This window comes from Flavobacterium sp. ACN6, from assembly GCF_002304005.1.
Classification (GTDB): Bacteria; Bacteroidota; Bacteroidia; order Flavobacteriales; family Flavobacteriaceae; genus Flavobacterium.
The window spans coordinates 136,534-159,230 of record NZ_MRCQ01000013.1; the positions used below are offsets into that span (position 1 = coordinate 136,534).

The window sequence follows — 22,697 nt, forward strand, 5'->3', positions numbered from 1 at the left end:
TAAATCTGCGGGAAAAAAATTACTCTCGCAGATTTGGCAGATTATGCAGATAAAAAATCATTTTAATCGTTTTGATCTGTGGCAAAAAATACTCTCGCAGATTTAGCAGATTATGCAGATAAAAAAATCATTTTAACTTTTTAATCTGTGGCAAAAAAAAAATGAAATAAAAATTTAAAAAAGAAATTAGTGCCAATTCGTGTAATTCGTGGCAAAAAATATATCAATATGAAGTTAAGAAATAAAATTACAGCAATCTGTCTCGGAATTTTTTCGCTTACAGCAACAGCACAAAGCGATCTGAAATTATGGTATGATAAACCAGCAGCAATCTGGAACGAAGCACTGCCTTTGGGTAACGGACGTTTGGGTGCAATGATTTTTGGAGACCCTGCTGTGGAACGTTTGCAATTGAATGAAGAAACCATTTGGGCAGGTTCTCCAAACAGCAATGCACATTCAAAATCTATAAAAGCACTGCCAATTGTTCGCCAGTTAATTTTTGATGGAAAATTTGATGAAGCACAGGATTTGGCAACGCAGGATATTATGTCTCAAACCAATGACGGAATGCCGTATCAAACTTTTGGAAGCGTTTATATTTCTTTTGCCGGACATCAAAAATATACCGATTATTACAGAGACTTAGATATTAGCAACGCGACAGCAAAAGTAAAATACAAAGTTAAGGGCGTCGAATTTACAAGAGAAATTCTAACGGCATTTTCAGATCAGGTTATTGTGGTAAAACTTTCGGCAAGTCAGCCGGGGCAGATTACCTGTAATGTTTTCATGAATAGTCCAATTGATAAAACGGTTGCTTCGACAGAAGGAAACCAAATCATACTTTCGGGTTTAGGAACCAATTTTGAAGGCGTAAAAGGAAAAGTAAAATTTCAGGGAAGACTTACTGCTAAAAATAAAGGCGGCGAAATAAATGCCAGCAACGGAATTTTAAGCATTAACAAAGCCGATGAAGTTACTTTATACATTTCGATTGCCACTAATTTTAAAGATTACAAAGATATTTCGGGCGATGAAATTGCCAAAAGCAAAGACTATTTAGCTAAAGCCGAAGTAAAAGATTTTGAAACGATTAAAAAAGCCCATGTTGATAATTATCAAAAGTTTTTCAATAGAGTTGCTTTAAATTTAGGTTCAAATGATTTGGTGAAGCAGCCAACAAACGAAAGAATCAGGAATTTCTCTAAACAATTTGATCCGCAATTGGCGTCTTTATATTTCCAATTTGGACGTTATCTTTTAATTTCAAGTTCACAGCCAGGCGGTCAGCCAGCGAATTTACAGGGAATTTGGAACGACATGGTAACACCGCCTTGGGATAGTAAATACACGACAAACATTAATGCCGAAATGAATTATTGGCCTGCACAGGTTACGAATCTTCAGGAAATGCACGAACCATTTGTTCAAATGGCAAAAGAATTGAGTGTTACGGGTGCAGAAACAGCCAGAATGATGTACAATGCCAGCGGTTGGGTTTTACACCACAATACTGATATTTGGCGCGTTACCGCTCCGGTAGATTCTGCTGCCTCGGGAATGTGGCCGACAGGCGGTGCTTGGGTTTGTCAGGATTTATGGGAAAGATATTTATATACGGGAGATAAAAAATATTTAGAAGAAATTTATCCGATTATGAAAGGAGCAGCAGATTTCTTCCTTGACTTTATGGTTATCGATCCAAATACAAAATATTTAGTGGTTGTTCCGTCAAGTTCGCCTGAAAACACACACGCAGGAGGAAGTGGGAAATCGACAATTGCTTCTGGAACGACAATGGATAATCAGTTGGTTTTTGATTTGTTTACACATGTTATTGAAGCTTCCAAATTGGTTGCACCAGATGCTGCTTATGTGAAAAAGGTAAGCGATGCTTTAGCAAAAATGCCTCCAATGAAAGTGGGAAAACATAATCAGTTACAGGAATGGCAGGACGATTGGGACAATCCGAAAGACAATCACCGACATGTTTCGCATTTATACGGATTGTATCCAAGTAATCAGATTTCGCCAATAAAAACACCTGAATTATTTGAAGCTGCCAAACAATCTTTGATTTACAGAACAGACGAATCTACAGGCTGGTCAATGGGCTGGAAAGTGAATTTATGGGCTAGATTATTAGACGGAAATCACGCGTATAAACTGATTCAGGATCAATTGCATTTGGTAACGGCCGACCAAAGAAAAGGCGGTGGAACGTACCCAAATATGTTAGATGCGCATCAACCCTTTCAAATTGATGGTAACTTTGGGTGCACAGCCGGTTTTGCTGAAATGTTAATGCAGAGTCAGGAAGATGCAATTCATTTATTACCCGCTTTACCAACTGTTTGGAAAGATGGAAGCATAAAAGGTTTGGTTGCAAGGGGCGGTTTTGTAATTGATATGACATGGAAAAACAATAAAGTTTCGGAATTGAAAATCTATTCTAAAATAGGAGGAAACTGTAGATTAAAAGTAGAGAATACTTTAAAAGGATCTTCGCTTAAAAAAGCAAAAGGGAAAAATCCGAATACGTTGTTTTATGATGTTGAAGTGAAGAAACCGATTATTTCTGATCAGGCGAATTTGAAAAAAGTACAATTGCCAGCTTATACTATTTACGATGTGAATATGAAAGCAGGGCAGACGTATACTTTTAAAGGGAATTAATATTGACATGGTTAGTTAGACCTGACAGGTTTTAAAAACCTGTCAGGTCTGGTTACGTTTCCTGCAAGGTTTTCAAAACCTTGCAGGAGAGGGAAACCGAAAAGTTCTCTCGCGTGAGTGATGGAAGTGGAGCTCTTTTTTTGTGAGGCTTTTTCTGCCGAACAAAAAAAAGCGGGAACGGACAGCACGACCCGGAGGGACACGCCCAAAAAATTTTAAAAATAATAATTTGAATATGTTACATCATTTTAAATACAAAATAGTCGTTTTAGTAATTTTGGTTGCAACTTTAAATGGCTGTAAACCTAGCGCAGACTATTCTCAAAAAGGAAAAGCAATTATTTTAAAAGAAAAAAACTTCAAACATTATGTTGATTATTTCAACACGATGGAAGATGAAAACTTAAAATTTGCTATTCCGAATGACTCGGCTTGGACTTGGATGGAAAAAAATATTCCGTTGTTTGAATGCCCGCAACAGAATTTTGAGGAGATTTACTATTTCCGATGGTGGAGTGCGAGAAAGCACATAAAGAAAACACCGCAGGGATTTGCGATTACAGAGTTTTTGGTAGATCGTTCGTATGCCGATAAATACAATATGATTAGTTGTGCGTTGGGACATCATATTAATGAATTTCGATGGGTTCATGATTCACAATATTTGGAGCAGGATGTTAAAATTTGGTATCGAGGAAACGATGGAAAACCGATGAACAAATTGTATAAATTTAGCAGTTGGACAGCAGATGCTTTGTACAATCGCTATTTAGTGAATAAGGATAAAAAATTCTTATTGGATTTGTATCCAGACATGGTTACTGATTATGCGGTTTGGGAAAAAGACCGTCAGCGCAAGGATGGTTTGTTTTGGCAGCATGATGTAAAAGATGGAATGGAAGAATCATTAAGCGGCGGGCGTAAAGTACAAAACGCAAGACCAACGATAAATAGTTATATGTATGGGAACGCTGTAGCGATTTCTAAAATGGCGGCCATGAAAGGCGATAAGGAAACAGAAGCAAAATTCAAAACTAAAGCTGCTAGTTTGCAAAAATTGGTTGAAACCAAATTATGGAATGCTAAAAGCGAGTTTTTTGAGACCTTTACAGAGAAAGATACATTAGCGCAAGTTAGAGAAGCGATCGGATTTATTCCGTGGTATTTTAATCTTCCGGAAAAAGGAAAAGGTTTTGAAAAAGCGTGGGAACAGATTAAAGATGAAAAAGGATTTTCGGCACCATTTGGTTTGACAACAGCAGAAAGAAGAAGTCCGCGTTTTAGAACACACGGAACCGGAACCTGCGAGTGGGACGGCGCAATCTGGCCATTTGCAAGTTCGCAGACGTTAACGGCTTTAGCGAATGTTTTGAATAATTACGATCAGAATTTTGTTGCTAAAAACGATTATTTCAAACAAATGGATTTGTATGTGCAATCGCAATATTACAGAGGGAAACCGTATGTTGGGGAATATTTAGATGAAACAACAGGATATTGGCTGATGGGCGACAGAGAAAGAAGCCGTTACTATAATCATTCGACTTTTAATGATTTGATGATTACAGGTTTGGTTGGTTTACGCCCAAGAGCAGATGAAAAAATTGAAGTAAATCCGTTGATTCCGCAGGAAAAATGGGATTGGTTTTGTCTGGATAACATTTTGTATCACGGCAATATTATTACGATTCTTTGGGATAAAACAGGAGAAAAATATAAAAAAGGAAAAGGTTTCAGGATCTTTAAAAACGGGAAAGAAATTGCTTTTTCAGAGAGATTGGGGAAATTGGTTTCAAATTAGCTGTTAAAAATCTGTTGGCTTTAATAAATTTACAAGCGAATTTAAATAAAAATATAAATTGGAGAAAACAGTATTAAATTATTCAGTTAAAGGAGCAATATTAAATATTTTATGGAACCTTGTGTTTGTGGGATTAGGTTTTTACCTTTTATCATTAATAAATTTCGAAAAATTCACGTTTAAATTTGCTGATTTGGTGTTACCTGTTATTGCGTTAATCTTTATTATTGGTTATGGCAAAAAAGCGGTAGTTATACTTTTTAGTCTGAATAAAAAAATAATATTCTCACCACAAGGAATAGAACTTAATACTACATTTTACGATTGGAAAAATATTAAATATCAAAAAGTTATCGCTAAAAAAGAATATACGCCAAAGTATAAAATGGAATATCAGGAATTTTATCTGAACTTTATTTATAAACAGGAAACGATTGAAATTAAAATAGATGATTATAAGGTATCTGAGGATGAAGTAAAAGAACTATTGAAAAAATATACAATTCCTGCAATTCGAAATGAAGCAGTTTATAACTCTGTAGATGATTTAGACCAGATCATAACGCTCGACAAGTATTATGAACTTGAATATGATGAATCAGAAGAAGCGATAAAAAATCTTCAGAAATTAGCAGAAAAAGATCTTAATACAGTAAAAAGTTTTTGTGAAAGTCAACTTTTTACACAGTCTGATAAAGTTAGTTTTATTTATTATTCACTAAGTGAAGATGAAGATATTGATAAATGGGCAGATTTTCTTTCTGCCGAATTTAGCCGAGTTTATCAAATAGCATTAGCCCAAAATAAAACCAAAGAACTTTCTCCCATTTTAACCGAGATTTTAGTCGAGGATATTAGTTCGGCAAGTGCTGATCAAGTAAGGGAAACATTGGTAAAAGGATTAGATCACAAGAAAGCAGCAACTCGTTTAAATGCTTTGGAATTCCTTCAAGATTGGATGGATGAAGAGGTTTTGAAAAGTAATATGACTATAGTGTCAAAGCTGAGACAAAAACTGAAAGATCCGGAATGGAAAATACGCTGGGAGGCAAGTAAATTATTAAAACAAAATAATATTGCTTTTGAAGGTTTAAGTTCAATTGATAAATTACGAAGGTTTATTAATGCTTAATGTTTTTTAGGATTAATTAGATATGAAGCTTCGGAGAAGCATAATATTTATAACAAAATACGCACCCAAATGATAAAAAGCTCCAGCGGAGCGAAACATATAAGAAATTATGTCGCCCCGCTGAGGCTTAATGAACTTACAATTATACAATCTATAAATATATCGTCCCTTTGGGACTTTACATTGGTTAAAATAAAATTATGAAAAAGTTTTTTTTACATCTTACCATAATCATCTCACTTTTTACACTTTCGGCGAAAGCCCAAATCAAAATCTTTGTGAGTGATTTAAAATGCGAAATGCTGACCAATCCAGAAGGAATTGATGTTTTACAGCCAAGATTGAGCTGGAAAATAAAAGCAAACGTAAATGATGTAAAACAAACCCATTATCAAATTTTAGCGGCTTCAACTTTAGAAAAGCTAAACGCAGGAAACGCTGATTTATGGGATAGCGGAAAAGTACAAAGCGAAGAATCTGTAAACTTAATTTACAACGGAAAAAAGCTAAAAGACCGACAAGATGTTTACTGGAAAGTAATTGTTTCTACAAATAAAGGCGAAGTAAAATCTACAGAAAATGCACATTTCAGTATTGGTATTTTAACCTATGCCGATTGGAAATCGACTCGTTGGATTGGCTATGAAAAAGCTTCTCCGGGTGATAGTATTTCACAGTATTCGAGATTGTCAGCCCGATATGTAAGAAAAGAAATTGATCTTAAGAAAAAAGTTAAAAGTGCCAAAGTTTATATTATTGGTATGGGCTTGTACGAGTTATATATTAACGGAAATAAAATTGGCGATCAGGTTTTGGCGCCCGTTCCTACGGATTATACAAAGAATATAAAATACAATGTTTTTGATGTGACTTTGCAATTGAAAGAAGGTAAAAATACATTGGGGACTATTTTAGGAAACGGACGTTTTTTTACCATGCGTCAGGATTATAAACCCTATAAAATCAAAACATTTGGTTATCCGAAAATGGCTTTACAATTATTTGTAGAATATACAGACGGAAGCAAAGAGGTAATTCGCACAGACGATACTTGGAAAATTACAACCGACGGACCAATCTTATCGAACAACGAATACGACGGAGAAGAATACGACGCCCGCAAAGAAATGAAAGGTTGGAATACCACAAATTTTGATGATAAAAAATGGCTTTCGGCAGAATATGTTCAGGAACCAGGCGGATTCTACGAAGGACAGATGTCGGCGAATATGAAAGTAAAAGGCGAAGTAAAACCTATTTCGATCAAACAGACTCCAAAAGGAACTTATATCTTAGATATGGGACAAAATATGGTAGGCTGGTTACAATTGAAAGTGAAAGGAAATGCGGGCGATAAAATCACGATGAAATTTGCAGAATCATTACGGACAGATGGTTCATTGTACATTGCCAATTTGCGTGATGCCAAAACAACAGATATTTATACTTTAAAAGGCGAAGGAGAAGAAGTTTGGGAACCCCGATTTATTTTTCACGGTTTCAGATTTGTTGAAATTTCAGGTTTTAAAACAAAACCAAGTTTAGAAAATTTTATTGGAAAAATCGTTTATGATGACATTGCCACAACGGGAACTTTTGATTCTTCGAACCCAATTATGAATCAGATTTTTAAGAATGCGTGGTGGGGAATCAGCGGGAATTATAAAGGAATGCCGATTGATTGTCCGCAGCGAAACGAGCGCCAGCCTTGGTTGGGAGACAGAACAACCGGTGCTTATGGCGAAAGTTTTTTATTTGACAATCAGACTTTGTATGCAAAATGGCTGGATGATATTAAAAACGCACAAACTATAGATGGCGGAATTCCAGATGTGGCACCAGCTTTCTGGCGTTATTACGGCGATAATGTAACCTGGCCGGGTACTTATATTACGGTTGCGGATATGTTGTACCAACAATTTGGTGATAAAAAAGTAGTCGAAAAACAATATCCGTCTATGAAAAAATGGATGGATTATATGGAAGAAAATTATTTGGTTGATGATATTATGACCAAAGATAAATACGGTGATTGGTGCGTTCCGCCTGAATCGTTAGAGTTAATTCGTTCGAAAGATCCATCTCGTTTAACAGACGGCGAATTGATTTCGAGTGCTTTTTTCTATCAGCTTTTAAATACCATGAAAAAGTTTGCGGTAATTGCCAATGCGGAGAAAGATATTGCCCATTATGACGAATTGGCCCTAAGAATTAAAAAAGCATTCAATGCTAAATATTTCAATACATCAAAAAACAATTACGCGAATAATACCGTAACAGCTAATTTACTGCCTTTGACTTTCGGAATGGTTCCTGAAGCATTACAGCAAAAAGTGTTTGAAAATTTAGTGCATGAAGTAGAAGTGACCAAAAACGGTCATGTAAGTACAGGCGTTATCGGAACTCAGTTTTTAATGCGAACGTTAACCAACTTTGGCCGTGGCGATTTAGCTTTCAAACTGGCATCCAACAAAACCTATCCAAGCTGGGGTTATATGGTCGAAAACGGCGCAACTACGATTTGGGAATTATGGAATGGAAACACAGCAGATCCTGCAATGAATTCGCAAAACCATGTGATGCTTTTAGGCGATTTATTGATTTGGTATTATGAAAATATGGCCGGAATAAAAAGCAATCCAGAAACTCCGGGTTTCAAACAAATCACTATGAAACCAGATTTTAATGCGGGCTTAACGTATGTAAACGCTTCTTACGAATCGGTTTACGGCTTGATTAAAAGTGACTGGAAAAAAGATAAAAAAGCTTTGGTTTGGAAGATTACCATCCCTGCAAATAGTTCAGCAGTGGTTTATCTTCCTACAACAGATGTTTCGGCTGTTTCGATCAACAAACAGAAATTAGATAAAACGTCACATTCTTATAAAAGTGAAAAAAGTAATTTTGCTATTACACTTCCTTCAGGAACCTATATTCTAAACGTTAAATAAGTTGCATTTTTAATAATTCGGGACAGTACAGGATACATTTTTAATTTTTTAGTGTTATTTTTACACTTAATAAATATTTTTACCTAAAAAAATAGTAGGAATGTATTTATAGTTGAAAATTTTAATTCATAATTAAATTAAGAATGAAGATAACAAAATTAGCATTTGTCTTGTTTGGACTATTCCTTTTAGGAAGTTGTAAATCGGCTTTAGAAAAAAAGACTTGGAAAGAAGGTATTCTGGTTGATGAATTTATTTATGATAAAGCGCCTTATCCGTCTTGCCACGCAGTTACAATTGTCGAAGCCACAAATGGTGATTTAGTTTCATCTTGGTTTGGCGGAACACACGAAAGACATCCAGATGTTTGTATTTATGTAAGCATCAAACCGAAAGGAAGTGATAAATGGGGCGAAGGCGTTAAAGTTGCCGATGGCGTGATGAAAGAAGGTCCGAGATTACCAACATGGAATCCGGTTTTGTATCAAATTCCGGGCGGCGATTTAATGCTTTTCTACAAAATAGGACCAAAACCATCAGAATGGTGGGGCGTAATCAGAACTTCATCTGATGGCGGAAAAACGTGGTCTGATGCTAAAAAAATGCCAGATGGATTTTTAGGGCCAATTAAAAATAAACCAGTTTTATTAAGCAACGGAACTTTATTATGTCCGTCAAGTATTGAAGGCGACGGCTGGAGACTTCGTATGGAATCTACTCCTGATTTCGGAAAAACATGGATAATGGGCGACACGCTTGCAAGAGGAAAACAAAAAATAAATGCGATTCAGCCAAGTATATTATTCCACAAAGACGGCAGTATTCAAGCCATTGGAAGAACCAGAAACAGAGCTATTTTCAGCACATTCTCTAAAGATAACGGAAAAACATGGTCAGATGTAGAATTAATCGGACTTCCAAATAACAACTCCGGAACAGATGCCGTAACGCTTAAAAATGGAAAACATCTATTAGTTTACAATCACGTTTTACCTCCCGGAAAAGAAGCAAAAGGCCCAAGAACGCCTTTGAATGTTTCTGTTTCAGATGACGGAATTAATTGGAAAGCAGCTTTGGTTTTAGAAGATTCAAAAATCAGTCAGTATTCGTATCCGTCTATGATTCAGAGTTCAGACGGAATGGTGCATATCGTTTACACTTGGAGAAGAGAAAAGCTGAAGTATGTAAAAGTAGATCCAAGTAAATTAAAAGCACTTCCAATCAAAAACGGAATATGGCCGGGCGAAGAAGGAAAAGTAGTAACGGCTGTTAAAGCTGAAGAAGAGTAAAGAAAAAGTTCGCCACGAATTTCACGAATTTTCACGAATTATATTTTAAAAATTAGTGAAAATTGCTGGAATTCGTGGCAAAAAAAATAATAATTATGAAGTCAATTTCTATTCAAAAAAACTTAATTATTGCATTATTTGTTGCTTTATCCACAACATTCAACAGTTGTGCAACAGCGCAGTCTTCTAATAAAAAACAGCAATACAGAGTAGCGGTTTGCGACTGGATGATTTTAAAAAGACAAAAGTTAGGTTCTTTTGGCTTAGCCGCAGAAATAAAAGCTGACGGAATCGAACTAGACATGGGAGGTTTAGGAACCCGCCCCACTTTTGACAGTAAATTGGGCGATCCCGTAGAAAGACAAAAGTTTTTAGATAAATCAAAAGAAACCGGAGTTGGAATCAGTTCTATTGCCATGTCTGGGTTCTATGCGCAGTCTTTTGCGACCAGAGAAATTACGCCAATGATCGACGACTGCATCAAAACGATGAAAGATATGAACGTAAAAGTGGCTTATCTTCCCTTGGGAACGCAAAGTGATTTGGTGAAGAATCCAGAATTACGTCCAGAAGTGATCAAGAGATTACAATGGGCAGGAAAACAAGTGGGCAAAATAGGCGGTGTTATTGCTATTGAAACTTCGTTGAGCGCCACAGAAGAGAAAAAACTTTTAGAAGAAGTGGGTTCAAAATATATTAAGAGTTCTTTCAACTTCGCCAACGCAGTTGATAACGGCAGAGATATTTCATCTGAATTAAAAATCTTAGGAAAGAAATATATAGCTCAGATTCACGCTTCAAATACAGATCAATTTTGGTTAGAAAATGACAAAGCGATCGATATGCCAAAAATTAAACAAACGCTTGATGAAATGAAATGGAGCGGCTGGCTTATTGTAGAGCGTTCTCGTGACGTAACGCAGGTACACAATGTAAAAGCCAATTACGGCGCAAATGTGGCCTATTTGAAAAAGATTTTTCAAAATTAAAAATATTCAGCCACAGATTAAAAGGATTAAAAGGATTTTTTTAATCTGTGGAAATCTTTTAATGAGTGGCAAAAATATCAAAAGAAATATCTGCTAGATCTGCCAAATCTGCGAGAGTAAATTTTTTCACGCAGATTTTGCAGATTGAGCAGATTTATTCTCTCAGTTTTGTCATCACGCGGAACGAGAGATCACACGCGTAACTCGACAAAGATTAGTGATTATCTATAAGGAATTTCTAGTGTGATTTCTCTCCCGATGCCTCGGGATCGAAATAACAAACAGAATACGATTTCAAGAATAAAATCATAATACAATGAAATATTTAAGCTTACTTTTTTTAGGTTTCTACGTCTCTTTCGCGACAGCGCAAAATGTAACTATCGTTAGCGATGCCAATTCGCCGAGAGCAAAATTCGGAGCCGAAAAACTATCCGAAACATTAGCTGCTAAAGGTTTCAAAACTACTTCTTCCAATAAAATTACAAAGTCAAAAGATCAGGTAATTGTTATTGGAGAAAAGGGAACCGATTTTTGGAAACAAAACGCAAAAAGTGCTAAAATAGATGATAGCAAACTGACTAAAAAAGAAGGCTTTCAAATTCGCACTCAAAAAAATATTATTTACATCGAAGGAACAGATGCTTCTGGAGCTTTATATGGCGCATTAGAAGTAGCAGACCATATTAAAGATTCAGGAAAACTTCCATCAGAAATTAATATTGACGACAGTCCGGAAATGGTTTTAAGAGGAGCTTGTATCGGAATGCAGAAACCCGTTTACCTTCCGGGTCGTGATGTTTACGAGTATCCGTACACGCCTGAAACTTTTCCTTGGTTTTACGATAAAAAACTATGGGTAAAGTATTTGGACATGCTGGTAGAAAACAGAATGAATTCCTTGTATTTATGGAACGGACATCCGTTTGCCTCTTTAGTGAAATTGAAAGAATATCCGTTTGCGGTAGAAGTAAGTGATGAAGATTTCAAAAAGAACGAAGAAATCTATAAATTCTTAACGGTAGAAGCTAATAAAAGAGGAATCTGGGTAATTCAGATGTTTTACAATATCATTGTTTCTAAGCCTTTTGCAGAGCACTACAACATTAAAACTCAGGATCGTTCGCGTCCAATTACGCCTTTACTTTCAGATTATACCAGAAAATCTATTGCCGCTTTTATCGAAAAATATCCAAATGTTGGATTAATGGTTTGTTTGGGAGAAGCAATCAATACCGTTGATGACGATGTAGAATGGTTTACCAAAACCATTATTCCAGGCGTTCGTGATGGTTTACAAGCATTAGGAAAAACAGAAGAACCGCCAATTATCCTTCGTTCTCACGATACAGATGGGCCTTTGGTAATGGAAAAATCACTTCCGTTATACAAAAATTTATATACAGAAAGTAAATATACCGGAGAGTCTCTAACGACTTATACGCCAGGCGGACCTTGGGGAGAAACACACAAACAATTAAGTGCTTTACAATCAATTCATATTGAGAATGTTCATATTTTGGCAAATTTGGAACCATTTAGATACGGTTCGCCAGACTTTATCCAGAAAACCGTAAAAGCAATGCACAGCGTTCACGGGGCAAATGCACTGCATTTATATCCGCAAGCTTCGTATTGGGATTGGCCTTATTCGGCAGATAAAACCAAAACAGGCGAACGTTTATTAGAAATGGATCGTGACTGGATTTGGTACAAGGCCTGGGCAAGATATGCATGGGATAGTAAAAGAGACCGAAAAGAAGAAGTTAACTATTGGAATAATGACCTAGCAGCTAAATACGGAACCGATTTAGAAGCGGCAAATAACATCCAAAAAGCGTATGATGAAACAGGAGAAATTGCGCCAAAAACGTTAAGACGTTTCGGAATTACAGAGGGGAACCGTCAGACTTTATTATTAGGAATGTTTGAAAGTCAATTGGTTAATCCATCAAAATGGCGTGTTTATCCAGGTTTCCATGAATCATGCGGGCCAGCTGGAGAATTGCTTTTAGAATATGCTAAAAAAGAATGGAATAAAGAACCGCATTCGGGCGAACTTCCAACGCAGATTATTGCAGAAATTACAGAGCACGGAAGATTAGCAGTTGAAGCGATTGACAAAGCCGAAAAAAGCGTAACCAAAGACAAAGAAGAATTTCTACGTCTTAAAAACGATATGCATGCTTATAAAGCCTTCGCCGATTTCTTTTCAGAAAAAGTAAAAGCAGCTTTATTGGTGTTGAGATACAGTTATTCCAACGATATTACCGATTTAGATAAAGCAATGCCTCACTTAGAAAAAAGCTTGGAGCATTACGAATTATTGGTCAATCTCACAAAAGATACGTATTATTATGCCAACAGTATGCAGACCGCGCAGCGTAGAATTCCAATTGGGGGCGATGACGGAAACAACAAAACGTGGGCAGAATTATTACCGCATTACGAACGAGAATTGGCAAATTTTAAAAGAAATCTGGACAAGTTAAAATCTTCAAAAGATGGTAAAATTGAAACCAAAGAAGGAAAGCCTTGGAAAACGGCAGAAGTAACTTTTATTGATGAAAAACCGGCAACTTATTTAGTTAAAACGGGAACAAAAGTTTATGGAACAGACATTTCTGAATTGACGAAGATAGCTCCGGAACTTCAAAATCTAAAAGGTTTTACGTATGTAGAAAACGATCAAAACGAAAAAGGAACACATTTGAAGTTTAAAAACACAAAAGCAGTTAAATTAGTAGTGGGTTATTTCAATTCAGATCAGAAAAGATTTTTATTGCCGCCAAGTTTAGAAACAGATGCTGCAGGAAACGCCCACGGTCAAGCCGAAGTTATTCTGGCAAGTGCCATGAATTTAAAAGAGCTTCCGCGCGTAAACATTCACACATATACGTTTCAGCCTGGCGAGAATAAGTTAGATTTAGGAAAAGGAAAAGTATTAATTTTAGGTTTTATCGATGCAGATCAAACCATAACACCGCGCGATGTTGGGTATATCGATGCAGGAGAAAAAGCGGCTATAGACTGGTTGTTTTATTAATAAGAATAAGTTGGGCGTGTCCCTCCGGGTCGGGCTTTCGGCTATATCTTTTATTCCGCTGAAGCTTCATAAAAGGATACCGCCTCAATCCCTCACGCAAATTCGCAGTTAATTTAGACCTGACATTCCCGAAGCCTCGGGATAAAATCTGTCAGGTCCGTTAAGAAATATAAACACAATTTTGTCATCCTGAGGAACGAAGGATCACACTAGAAACTCCGCATAGTACATTAACAATCTTTGTAGAATTGCAAGTGTGACTTCTCCTCTGTCGAATTGACAAAACAAATGAGATCAGCTTATGAATTTCCTGCAAGGTTTACAAAACCTTGTAGGTATTCTAGTCATCGTTAAAAAAATCAAGACTGCAAGGTTTTTAAAACCTTGCAGGAACGTAGAAAATATGAAGAAAATAGTTTTTTTTATTTTTTGTTTTTTTTCAAGTCTTTGCTTTGTTTGGAGTCAGAGCAAAGATTCGGGGAAATTTCGTAAAGAAATTTCACTGAATTCGTCTTGGGAAACCGTAATCTTGGAAAATCTTCCTGCACAAGAAGAGAGGTTTGTAGACCATCCAGAAACTGATTCCAATTGGCAGCAGGTTAGTGTGCCTCACAATTGGGATCAGTATTATGGTTTCAGAAGAACAAAACACGGAAATTTACATGGTACTGCCTGGTACAAAAGATCTTTAAAACTCGATAAAAAAGACGTTTCAAAAAAACTTTTTTTATACTTCGAAGGTGTAAGTTCGTACGCAGATGTTTGGGTAAACGGCAAAAAGGTCGGACAGCATAAAGGAGGCAGAACTACTTTTACTTTAGACATTACAACAGCAGTTCATTTCGACAAAGAAAATACAATTTTAGTTAAAGCTTCGCATCCTTCCTTGATAGCAGATCTTCCTTGGGTTTGCGGAGGATGTTCCGGCGAATGGGGATTTTCAGAAGGTTCTCAGCCAATGGGGATTTTCAGACCAGTTTCTTTAGTTGTAACAAATGATGTTCGAATTGAACCTTTTGGCGTTCATATCTGGAATGACAAATCGGTTTCCAAACAAAGAGCCATTCTTCATACTACTACAGAAATCAAGAATTACGGTACTTCAGAACGAAATTTAACGGTTGAAAATGTTCTTTATGATGGTTCGGGAAAGAAAACTGTTAGTACAAAAAATGATATCAAATACGCTTCTGGAGAAACAAAAGAAATAGCACAGACACTTCCAGAGATTTTAAATCCGCAATTATGGTCACCGTCAAATCCTTATTTATATAAACTGGTCACTTCTGTTTATGAAAACGGAAAAATTATCGATCAGTTAACAACTCCTTACGGAATCCGGTGGGTGAGCTGGCCGGTTAGTCGAGACGGAAAAGACAATCGTTTTTTTATTAACGACGAACCTTTATTTATTAACGGAACCTGCGAATACGAGCATTTAATTGGAAACAGCCATTCGTTTTCAGACGAAATGATTCATTCCAGAATCGAGCAGATAAAAGCGGGAGGATTTAACGCTTTTAGAGAAGCACACCAACCTCATAATTTATTGTATCAAAAAGAATTAGACAAAAACGGAATCCTGTTTTGGAGTCAGTTTTCGGCACATATTTGGTACGATACGCCAGAATTCAAGGAAAATTTCAAAACACTTTTACGCGAATGGATTAAAGAACGTAGAAACAGCCCGTCGGTTGTCATGTGGGGATTGCAGAATGAAAGTACAATTCCGAAGGAATTTGCCGAAGAATGCACGCAGATCATCCGGGAAATGGATCCGTTATCTGCTTCACAAAGAATCGTAACAACTTGTAACGGCGGAGAAGGAACAGATTGGAATGTAGTTCAAAATTGGTCAGGAACCTATGGCGGTGATCCTCTAAAGTATCATGTCGAAATGAGCACACAATTGCTAAACGGCGAATACGGCGCATGGCGTTCTGCCGATTTACATACCGAAGGTGAATTTGACCAAAAGGGAACTTTGAGCGAAAACAGATTCTCTCAATTAATGGAAATTAAAGTCCGTGAAGCAGAATCGGTTAAAGATAAAATTGCAGGGCAGTTCAACTGGCTTTTTGCTTCGCACGAAAATCCGGGAAGAGTTCAAAACGGCGAAGGATTTAGGGATATCGACAAAGTTGGCCCTGTAAATTACAAAGGACTTTTTACGATTTGGGGCGAACCTTTGGATGCATTTTATATGTACCGCGCCAATTACGTTTCGAACAAAACCAATCCGATGGTTTACATTGTTTCGCACACTTGGCCAAGCCGTTGGGATTCGGCAGGAATTAAAAACGGAATCGATGTTTACTCGAATTGTGATGAAGTAGAATTGTTCAACGACGTCAATGCATCATCATTAGGAAAACTAAAAAATCCGGGAATCGGGAAGCATTTTCAATTCAATAATGTCAATATTCAGTACAATGTTTTATATGCCGTTGGTTATGTAAATGGTGTGGCAGTTGCTAAAGATTATATTGTTTTAAATACACTTCCGAAAGCGCCAAATTTAAATGCTTTGACTGCTGATAAAGCCAATATTACACAAGCGAAAAAAGGGTACAATTATATATATAGAGTAAATTGTGGTGGTTCTGAAATGACCGACAGTTCTGGAAAAACCTGGTTTACCGATACACACAAAAACGGACAATATACGTATGGATCTTTGTCTTGGACGGATAATTTTGAAAAACTTCCCGATTTCTTCGCGAGTCAAAGAACGACTTTCGATCCAATAAACGGAACAAAAGATCCAGAATTATTTCAAAGTTTTAGATACGGAGTAGATAAATTGCGTTATGAATTTCCTGTAAGCGACGGAGAATATTTAGTAGAATTATATTTTACAGAACCGTGGTACGGAACCGGAGGCGGAATGGATTGTAAAGGCTGGCGTTTGTTTGATGTTGCCATAAACGATAATATTGTTTTAAAAGATCTTGATATTTGGGCAGAAGCCGGACATGATCAGGCATTAAAGAAAACATTTGTTGTAAAAAGCAAAAATGGAAAAATTGTAATTTCGTTTCCAAACGTAAAAGCGGGACAGGCCATTATTTCGGCAATTGCCATTGGAACCAAAAAGAGGTTTGAAAAACCTGCAGATCAGTCTCCAAAGAACATTGAGAATCTGGTTTTAGATTCGTATGATAAAACAAACAGAATAGCTTCGTGGCTGGATATTAATTCAAAACAATTTTCAGATTCTGATGTTGTTTTTACTGAATTGCCTTCAGAAGTTTTTGGAGCAGATTATTTACAGTTTTCAGATCATTCAAAAATTAAAGGCTCATTTACTGTAAAAGAAGAATCTACCATTTTTGTTTTCGTTGACAGTAAAATCAAAGAATTCGCTTCGTTATCAGATTATAAAAAAATAGAAGAAAAAGCTAAAAATAGTAATCGTACTGAATTCACCGTTTTCAGTAAAAAAGTAAAAAAAGGAGAGAAAGTTCTTTTTGATAACTCCCAATCTATAAGTTCTATCGCCGTTGTGCCAACTTATGATATGGGCGAAAAAGACGATTCAAGACCTGTTGTAATTATCGAGGCCGAAAAAGCAAAAAGCACCGGAAGCGGCATCGAAAAAGGAAATTTCAAAAAAGCAGATTATATTGAGTTTACCAAAAAGACAGCAAACAGTATTCAGTTTGAGGTAAAACCCGGCGTGGCTGGAATATATTTAATGCGTTTTAAATTTATGAACCGAAATAAAACGCCGTTAAAAGTCAAATTCAAAATGGAAGATGCCTACGGAATTTTAATGCGAAACGATACCATTGAATTTTTTCCTTCGCCAGAAAAATGGAAGATTTTAAATACCACTTCTGGTGGTTATATTAATGCGGGAACGTATAAAATTACTTTGGAAGGAGATGATTTGAAAGGATTGATGCTGGATAATTTTGAGTTTCAATAGGTTTTTTTGTAGGTTCAAAGGTTCAGAGAGGCAAAGGGGCAAAGGTTTTTTTCTGTTGAGACGCATAGCAGTGCGTCTACGTTCCAATTGTCGTAGAGATTTTGCCACGAAGACACAAAGACGCGAAGAAGTAAAGAAATAAAGAAGTAAAGGAACAAAGGTTTATTCGGTTTGTCAGGTTGACCGATCCCGAGGCTTCGGGAGAAGTCCGCGCAAAGTGAAGAAAACCAGTATTACGTTCAGTTTGTCATCCTGAGGAACGAAGGATCACACACGAAACTCGACAAAGATTGGCGACAATTAGGAGCGGATTATCTAGTGTGATCCTTCGTTCCTCAGGATGACAAAACGATGTTAAAAAGAATACTAGAATAAAAAACATATTTATGATTAAACATAAAAACATATTTCAAAAAATTACAATAGCCTTATTGTTTTCGGTTTCGATTTTTGCACAAAAACAAGCTAGAATTGTCGAAGATTTCAATAAAAACTGGAATTTCAAATTAGGAGATCATCCAACTGCAATTCAGTCAAATTTTGATGCGAAAGATTGGAGAACATTGCAATTACCTCATGATTGGAGTATTGAAGGCGCTTTTGACAAAGAAAGTAAAACCAAACAGGCGCAGGGATTTTTACCGGCTGGAAAAGGCTGGTATCGCAAAGTGTTTACTGTTCCTGCAAATTGGAAAAACAAAACAGTTTCAATAGAATTTGATGGTGTTTTTAAGAATAGTGAAGTTTTCATAAATGGGAAATCACTAGGAATTCGTCCGAATGGTTATATTTCGTTTGGTTATGAATTGTCGCAATATTTGAATTTCGGAAAAGAGAATATCATTGCGGTTAAAGTCGATAATGACGCTCAGCCAAATTCAAGATGGTATACAGGTTCCGGGATTTATAGAAATGTACGTTTGGTTGCGACTGAAAAATTACACGTAGGAAAGTGGGGAACTTTTGTAACAACTCCTGAAGTTTCTGCTGAAAAATCGAAGATACATGTAGAAGTTACGATTGATAATGATAATTCTGTTTCTAAAAAATTTAAATTGGTTACTTCTGTTTTAAATGCTGAGAATAAAGAAGTCGCAAATTTTACTTCAACAGAAAAAATTGGTGCCAAAACATCAGAAAAAAAGATTCATGATTTAGTTCTGAATAACCCGAAATTATGGAGTACAGAAAATCCATATTTGTATAAAGTGGTGACTAAAATTTATGAGAAATCAAAATTGGTTGACAATTATGAGACACTGCTTGGATTTCGATTTTTTAGTTTTGATTCGGAGAAAGGATTCTCTTTAAATGGAAAACCAACCAAAATATTAGGAGTCTGTCTGCATCACGATAACGGTGCTTTGGGTGCGGTTGAAAACATTCATGCTGTCCGAAGAAAACTGACATTGTTGAAAGAAATGGGAGCAAACGCTATTAGAATGTCACATAATCCGCATTCTTTAGAAATGATGCAATTGTGCGACGAAATGGGATTTATTGTTCAGGACGAAGCTTTTGACGTTTGGAAAAAGAAAAAAGTAACCAACGATTACCACAAAGACTGGGACGCGTGGCACAAACAGGATTTAGAAGATTTTATTAAAAGAGACCGCAATCATCCATCGGTTATGATGTGGAGTATTGGTAACGAAATCAGGGAACAATTTGACAGTACGGGAATTGCGATTACGAGAGAACTGGCTAAAATTGTAAAATCTTTAGACACAACTCGTCCCGTAACTTCGGCTTTGACCGAAAATATAATTGAGAAGAATTTCATTTACCAATCGGGTGCTTTAGATCTTTTGGGATTCAATTACAAACACGAAGATTATAAAGATTTTCCAGTCCGTTTTAAAGGACAAAAAATAGTAGCATCTGAAAGTGTTTCGGCATTGGAAACACGCGGGCATTATGATTTTCCTGACGGAATTAAAGCATGGCCGACAAAACACGGTGCTCCGTTTGACGGAAATGCAGATTGGACTGTTTCGGCTTACGATCAGGTAAAATCGTATTGGGGCGCAACGCACGAAGAGAACTGGAAAACGATCAAGAAACAAGATTTCATGGCAGGAACTTTTATCTGGACAGGTTTCGATTATATAGGAGAACCAGATCCGTATCCTTATCCGGCAAGAAGTTCATATTTCGGAATTATCGATTTGGCGGGACTTCCAAAAGATGTGTATTATATGTACCAAAGTGAATGGTCGAACAAACCTGTTCTGCATATTTTTCCGCATTGGAACTGGAAAAAAGATCAGGAAGTTGAAGTTTGGGCGTATTACAATAATGCCGATGAAGTAGAATTATTTTTAAACGGAAAATCGCTCGGAAAAAAAGAAAAACAAAATGATGATCTGCATATTTCATGGCGTGTTAAGTTTGAGCCGGGAACGATTAAAGCGGTTTCTAGAAACAATGGAAAAGTGGTTTTAGAAAAAGAAATTCACACCGCTGGCGAAGCTTTTAAAATTGATTTAAAAGCTGATAAAACGACCATCAAAAATGATTCGTATGATTTGGTTTATGTAACGGTTTCACTAACTGATAAAGACGGAAACTTGTTGCCAAATGCCACAGATTTAATCAATTTTGAAGTTTCCGGAGGAGGAAAATTGGTTGGAGTTGATAATGGCTATCAGGCCAATTTAGATTCTTTTAAAGCGAATTCATGCAAGCTTTTCAGCGGAAAATGTATTGCGATTATCCAGTCGAATGGAAAGAAAGAAAATATTCATTTGAAGGCGACTACAGGAAATCGAATTCCGGTTTCTTCTCTTGATATAAAGGTTAATTGATAATTTGAATTTATATGTCGCCCCGCTGGGGCTTTAGTTCGAATCCGTAATATTTTCTACAAATATTACGCTCCTATGGAGCTCTTTCTATGGAATTAAATATTTTCAGCTCTGGAAGAGCGAAATATTTATAGATAAAAATTTACCCAGTTCACACAAGCTCCATCGGAGCGGTATATTAAAATATTAAAATAAAATTCAAAAACTCCATTAGTAATAATGGAGTTTTTTTGTAAATAATAAAGTTGATTTTGTACTAAAATTAATTTTATATTAGCCATTTTTGATACAAAATGAAACACTATGATATTAGCCTTTGATACTTATTATTACGACGGAAAAGCCAAAACTGTTTGTCTGGAATTTGAAGATTGGACGGAAAGTAAAAACTTCAAAATTCACACCGAAATAATAGAAAACGTAGAAGAATATATTCCAGGCGAATTTTATAGAAGAGAATTACCTTGTATTTTAAGTTTATTAAATCAGATTGATTTGAAAACAGTTGACGTCGTAATAGTAGACAGTTTTGTTTATTTAGATGATGATAAGAAATACGGTTTAGGCGGTCATTTGTATGAAAAGCTAAATAAAGAAATTCCGATTATTGGCGTTGCAAAAACAAATTTTGCATCGATTGAAAAAGATAAAGTCGGCATAGTAAGAGGTGATAGTATCAAACCATTATATGTTACGGCAATTGGTATTGAATTGGAAGATGCTGTTCAAAAAGTAAAAAGCATGGCAGGCGAATTTAGAATTCCGACATTATTGAAGGAATTGGATCGATTGACAAAAGAGAATGTATAATGTAAACTCCGTTAGAAATAATGGAGTTTTTTTCTATCCGTCATTTTGGCTAACATATCCTCCAAAACGACTAATTCTAACCTTAAACTTCGGCTGATCTTTGCATTATAATTTTAAACAATTCAAAATGCAAAAGACAATTTTTATTACAGGAGCTTCATCAGGATTAGGAAAATCTACGGCAAAATTATTTCAAAGCAAAGGATGGCAGGTAATCGCGACTATGCGTAATCCGGAAAAGGAAACAGAATTAAATCATTTGAAAAATGTGATTGTACTTCCGTTAGATGTTACGAATTCGGGACAAATTGATGCTGTGATCAAAAATATTACAGAACAATATTCTGTTGATGTTGTTTTAAATAATGCCGGTTATGGCTTAATTGGCGCTTTAGAATCTTTAGAAAATCATCAAATCGAACGCCAGATTGTTACTAATTTATTTGGAGTTATTCGAGTTTCAAAGGCATTTGTTCCTCACTTTCGTGAAAAGAAAAGAGGTACTTTTATCAATATTACTTCGACTTTTGGATTAATGGGTTTTCCAACTTGTTCGATTTATAGTGCTACAAAATTTGCTGTTGACGGATTTTCTGAAAGTCTGGCATCAGAATTAATCCAATTTGGAATACAGGTAAAAGTGGTCGCTCCTGGCGGAATGCAGACTGATTTTACGGCAAGATCTATGGACATTGGACAGCACGAGGCATATGAAAAACTAACTCAGGAAGTTAGTAAAGGGTATAGCGAGGAGCAAATTAGCAATTATACAAAAGCAGAAGATGTTGCAAAAATTATTTATGAAGCCGCAACAGATAATAAAAGTCAGTTGAGATATGTTGCCGGAAATGATGCCAATTCATTGTACGAGGAACGTTTGAAATTGGGTGCAGAAACTCAGGTGCAAAATTTTAAAACAATGTTTACTTTTTAATTTTAAATCAAATGAAAAATCAAGCTATAGAATTGACTACTTTTAAACTAAAAGGTTTGACAATACAACAATTTATTGAGGCCAATACAGCAATCGATGCTTTTTTGAAACGCCAAAAGGGATTTCGTTCCCGAACTATTTTTGAACTGAAAAAAGATGTTGTTTATGATCTTTTGGTTTGGGACAGCGTTGCAGAAGGTACAGACGCAATGCATAAATTAATGACTGAATTGAGCGAATCGCCTGTACATGATATGATTGATCAAAGTACGGTAAGCTGGAACATTACGCCAGTAGAACATTTCGTAAATTTGTAAAAATGCAGCAT

At 36.1% G+C, this 22,697-nt stretch carries 12 protein-coding genes; all 12 read left to right on the plus strand.

Annotated features, from left to right (window positions below; all coding sequences use genetic code 11):
• Positions 1–228 precede the first annotated feature (228 nt).
• The gene (locus tag BSF42_RS18165; protein WP_095954538.1) at positions 229–2,679 is read left to right on the plus strand and encodes a glycoside hydrolase N-terminal domain-containing protein; all 2,451 of its coding nucleotides are present in this window, start codon (positions 229–231) and stop codon (positions 2,677–2,679) included.
• A gap of 235 nt (positions 2,680–2,914) precedes the next feature.
• Positions 2,915–4,480, plus strand: a complete 1,566-nt coding sequence (locus BSF42_RS18170) for a glycosyl hydrolase family 65 protein (protein ID WP_095954513.1) — start codon at positions 2,915–2,917, stop codon at positions 4,478–4,480.
• A gap of 58 nt (positions 4,481–4,538) precedes the next feature.
• Entirely contained in the window at positions 4,539–5,612 is a 1,074-nt protein-coding gene (locus BSF42_RS18175; protein WP_095954514.1) for a HEAT repeat domain-containing protein, read from the plus strand.
• A 200-nt stretch (positions 5,613–5,812) separates the two neighbouring features.
• Positions 5,813–8,563, plus strand: coding sequence for a glycoside hydrolase family 78 protein (locus tag BSF42_RS18180; RefSeq protein WP_095954515.1), 2,751 nt, complete (start codon positions 5,813–5,815; stop codon positions 8,561–8,563).
• 143 nt (positions 8,564–8,706) lie between these two features.
• Positions 8,707–9,852 carry an exo-alpha-sialidase gene (locus BSF42_RS18185; RefSeq protein WP_095954516.1) on the plus strand — a complete coding sequence of 382 codons (1,146 nt, stop codon included), beginning with the start codon at positions 8,707–8,709 and terminating at the stop codon, positions 9,850–9,852.
• Positions 9,853–9,947: 95 nt separating this feature from the next.
• On the plus strand, positions 9,948–10,841 hold the full coding sequence (locus tag BSF42_RS18190; RefSeq protein ID WP_095954517.1) for a sugar phosphate isomerase/epimerase: 894 nt from the start codon (positions 9,948–9,950) through the stop codon (positions 10,839–10,841).
• A gap of 316 nt (positions 10,842–11,157) precedes the next feature.
• The gene (locus BSF42_RS18195) at positions 11,158–13,887 is read left to right on the plus strand and encodes a glycoside hydrolase family 20 zincin-like fold domain-containing protein (protein WP_095954518.1); all 2,730 of its coding nucleotides are present in this window, start codon (positions 11,158–11,160) and stop codon (positions 13,885–13,887) included.
• A 403-nt stretch (positions 13,888–14,290) separates the two neighbouring features.
• Positions 14,291–17,818, plus strand: a complete 3,528-nt coding sequence (locus tag BSF42_RS18200) for a malectin domain-containing carbohydrate-binding protein (RefSeq protein ID WP_095954519.1) — start codon at positions 14,291–14,293, stop codon at positions 17,816–17,818.
• Between the two features lie 386 nt (positions 17,819–18,204).
• Complete coding sequence (locus tag BSF42_RS18205) at positions 18,205–20,625, plus strand: sugar-binding domain-containing protein (protein ID WP_095954520.1); 2,421 nt, start codon at positions 18,205–18,207, stop codon at positions 20,623–20,625.
• A 303-nt stretch (positions 20,626–20,928) separates the two neighbouring features.
• Positions 20,929–21,435, plus strand: coding sequence for an endonuclease V (locus BSF42_RS18210; RefSeq protein ID WP_095954521.1), 507 nt, complete (start codon positions 20,929–20,931; stop codon positions 21,433–21,435).
• Positions 21,436–21,562: 127 nt separating this feature from the next.
• Positions 21,563–22,369, plus strand: coding sequence for an SDR family oxidoreductase (locus BSF42_RS18215; protein WP_095954522.1), 807 nt, complete (start codon positions 21,563–21,565; stop codon positions 22,367–22,369).
• Positions 22,370–22,380: 11 nt separating this feature from the next.
• Positions 22,381–22,686 (plus strand): hypothetical protein, encoded by a 306-nt coding sequence (locus tag BSF42_RS18220; protein ID WP_095954523.1) that lies wholly within the window; start codon positions 22,381–22,383, stop codon positions 22,684–22,686.
• The last annotated feature ends 11 nt before the right edge of the window (positions 22,687–22,697 follow it).